This window comes from Aquimarina ulvae (assembly GCF_053613295.3).
Window position 1 is genome coordinate 1 of sequence record NZ_JBSIBP030000032.1, and the last position, 3,249, is coordinate 3,249.

The 3,249-nt window shown below is 31.5% G+C and carries 3 protein-coding genes; 1 reads left to right on the plus strand and 2 read right to left on the minus strand.

From position 1 onward, the window contains the following. Positions 1-271: 271 nt before the first annotated feature. Positions 272-1,387 carry an alpha/beta hydrolase gene (locus ACWGOQ_RS23915; protein WP_452059600.1) on the minus strand — a complete coding sequence of 372 codons (1,116 nt, stop codon included), beginning with the start codon at positions 1,385-1,387 and terminating at the stop codon, positions 272-274. Between the two features lie 320 nt (positions 1,388-1,707). Here ACWGOQ_RS23915 and ACWGOQ_RS23920 point away from each other — a divergent pair, with 320 nt between their 5' ends. Continuing rightward, positions 1,708-1,800 (plus strand): transposase, encoded by a 93-nt coding sequence (locus ACWGOQ_RS23920; protein ID WP_452059599.1) that lies wholly within the window; start codon positions 1,708-1,710, stop codon positions 1,798-1,800. Positions 1,801-2,025: 225 nt separating this feature from the next. On the opposite strand, the gene ACWGOQ_RS23925 is transcribed toward ACWGOQ_RS23920, so the two are convergent. Further along, on the minus strand, positions 2,026-2,973 hold the full coding sequence (locus ACWGOQ_RS23925; protein ID WP_452059598.1) for a tetratricopeptide repeat protein: 948 nt from the start codon (positions 2,971-2,973) through the stop codon (positions 2,026-2,028). Between the last annotated feature and the right edge of the window lie 276 nt (positions 2,974-3,249).

Consider the following 3,249-nt stretch of genomic DNA (forward strand, 5'->3'; position numbering starts at 1 on the left):
TCTCGGGAATCACATCTTATAGCAAGTTGACTGAGTTTATTATAGCTTATAATCATACAGATGCTGGTGAGGATCATCATAGATTGATCACATATAGGATGCTGAGCAAGTTATACGGTATTTAAATATTGACAAATAATCAATATAAAAGGAGAGATTTATCAACATGTAAACACCATAAAAATAACATTATGAGTTAATTATAAAATAAAATAGTATGTTTAAGAAACTGGACTAGGTCTTTTCATAGGAGATATTGTTGTGCTAGTTTTTATTCGGAAGTTATATTCATTTTTGTTAGTTCTTCTGAATTTGGATAATATTTTAGCGCCAAATTCAAAACTTCTTTCGATTCCTTATTTCGGTTTTGTCTTTCTAGTCTTTTTACAGTGCCAACTAATGTTTGAGCGGCATAAAATGAACTTTCTAGAGGAACAATTTCAAATCCATAATTTTTAGAAAGTTTATCGTAAAATAGTTTAATTTCTTTTGAAGGATTTTCTGAACTCCAAAAGTCTCTGTAAGGAACATTCCATTCTTTTTTAGGATATATTGTTTCAAGACCATTTTGAATTCCAGTTATGGACATTCCATAATGATTTTCATTATCGAGTACTTCAAATTTATATTTAATTTCTGGGTTTGCATTTGATGCCAATTTTTTATTTAGTTCAACATATGCTTCAGCTTCTTCTTTAGGTCTTCTTTTTAGGTCATCATCTGCTTTTCCTACATAAATTGCTGATTTTGGTTGAAGGCTATCTTGAACAGATGAAAGAATTTTTTGAGCTATTGTTTCTCCAGAAGTCGTACGTAATGATAATTCAGATGCAAGAACAACATAACCATTAAATAGGTCTGGTTCATTCCAAAATGACTCTAAAACTGGACTAAAAGTTGGTGACATTCCAATAATCGTCCTACCTGAATTAATCCGGTACTTCTTTTCTAGTAATGGAAGCAGTTCTTTTCTAAAAAACTTCAAATATTCTTTAGCATTGCTATGACCTTTTCCAAAAAAGTATTCTCCTTTGCTATTACTTAATTCCATTGCCATATCGTAACGCTTCCCTGTGTTGTTCGGAATTCCGACAATGATACTTTCTGGCATCTCATTTCTCGAAGCTTTAATCTTTACGATTGCATTAGTAATTTCAAACAAAAATTCTGCATCCATTACCAAAATAATTGGATAGCTATGGATACTGTTATCATAATGAGAAGGAAGCGATATATAAACATCTCTTTCTTCTTTGAGGAATTTGGAAGTCAAACTAAAACGTTCTCCAATTTCGATTATCTCTTTGTTTTCCTGAGTCTTATAGGTCAAATCAGATTGACAAGAGAAAATAAGAAATACCATTACCAGAAAATATGTTCTATTCATATCAAAGTTTTGCTCAAATTGGCTACAACGCTAAATATATGAATCGGAGAAGGGCAAGTACACCAGAACCAATCGGTTTATCTGCGCATTTTTATTTTTTATTAAACCTATAAAAATTTAGCACCATTTCAAAAAAAGAAACGACCTTTCGATCTAGCACTAAATTTTGCTCTGATTTCATATTTGATGTTATATAGTTTCTTAATTTTATTTACCATAAAAAATAAGTAGAATTGTAGCCTTCCCTAAAATTGTAGGCTTCCCTAAAAATAGGACAGTTCATAATTCGAATTTACTAACTTTAAATTCAAACTGTCACGATGAAAAACAGCAAATTTAGCGAGAGCCAGATTATTAAAGCTCTTAAGGAAAACGAACAAGGAAGATCCGTAGATGATCTATCCAGGGATTAGGAATTGATAAAAGCACGTTCTACTATTGGCGTTAGAAGTACGGAGGTATGGAACAACAGCAGCTTAAACGTTTAAAAGAGCTTGAAAAAATAGATTGTGCAGTGATCTCAGTTAATGATAAAACAAGGATTGCGATATGTAAAGTTTTCTTCATTTTTGTTTTTATCTATTACAACGTTTGGATAAACGCTTGTTTTAATGGCGTTTATTTTTTGTTAGCAGTTTTTACTTTGGGGTAAACCATGTCAAGATTTCTTTAGCTAAAGCTTTATTTGGATGATTTTGCTTTACAAGGTCTTGCAATGATTTTCTTGCATTTTCAACTTTACCACCATGCAGTTCTTTATACATTTTGTTAGCTTTTTCTTTGGTTCCTTCCAACACATATACTAACCCTAAATTTTCTCTAAGATCACACCAAGCACGATAATAATATAGGCTTTTAATGGTTTCGAGTGCTTGTTCTCCAACTTCAATAGCCATTTGGTTGTCTCCAAAACCTTTTCTGTATACTTCAACCAAATAAGCTCCACAAGAAAAGATCTTTTGATTTAGCCCCTTTTCTAATATTTCTTTAGCTCTTTTAGGATTGTTATTCAGTAAAAGACAGGTTGCTAAAACTTTAAAACCTTCGGGTAAAGTTCTTGAGTTGCTATCAGATGCAGAATTGTCATCATCTTCGGGATAAGTCATTATAACATCTTCTAGAAGCTCAACTGCTTCTGAATAGTTTTTCTTTTTAAGTAGTGTTAAGGCTTTTTTCGTTGCCATTTCAACCATCTTAATAGGTGTTTTGTCCTTACCTGTTAATAAGTTTACTAAGAAACTATCCAAACTAGCACTGTGATCATAAAAGGCATCTTCTCGACTATTAAAGAATAAAACTGGACAATCAGCGCTTCTGCTATCCACTACAAAACAAGAAGGCTCATTATTTTTTATCAATACAAAAGGTATCATGTATGGAGTTTTCTTACTTAGTCCTTGAACCGAGAAGTAATCTAATAACTCTTCATAATCTTTTATTTTAAAACTAATTTTAAGTTTAACTTCTCTGGAAAAACCTTTCAATCCATAGACAAAATGTGAATTGTAATTTTTATATTCTTCTGTTTCAAAAAAACGGGTTAAACGTATAGGTATGTCGCTGTATAGATTAAGGAACTCACTCATTTATTTATTATTTTTTCTTCTGTAAAATTTGATCATTACTGCTAACGGTTTTGTGTATAATTTCGTTGCGTGTTTAAGCATTAAAGTTAGCAAATAAATCACAGATAGAAAGTCCGCGAGGACTTTCGTAAGTAGGCAATAACTAGCAATGAATTATAGCATCTATGTAAAAGCAGCTTGTCGAGTATCTTTATAATTCACAAAAATCAAAAGATATGAAAACACAACAAACTGCTCAAGCTAAGTTATTTATTGGTATCGACATACACAAGCGCA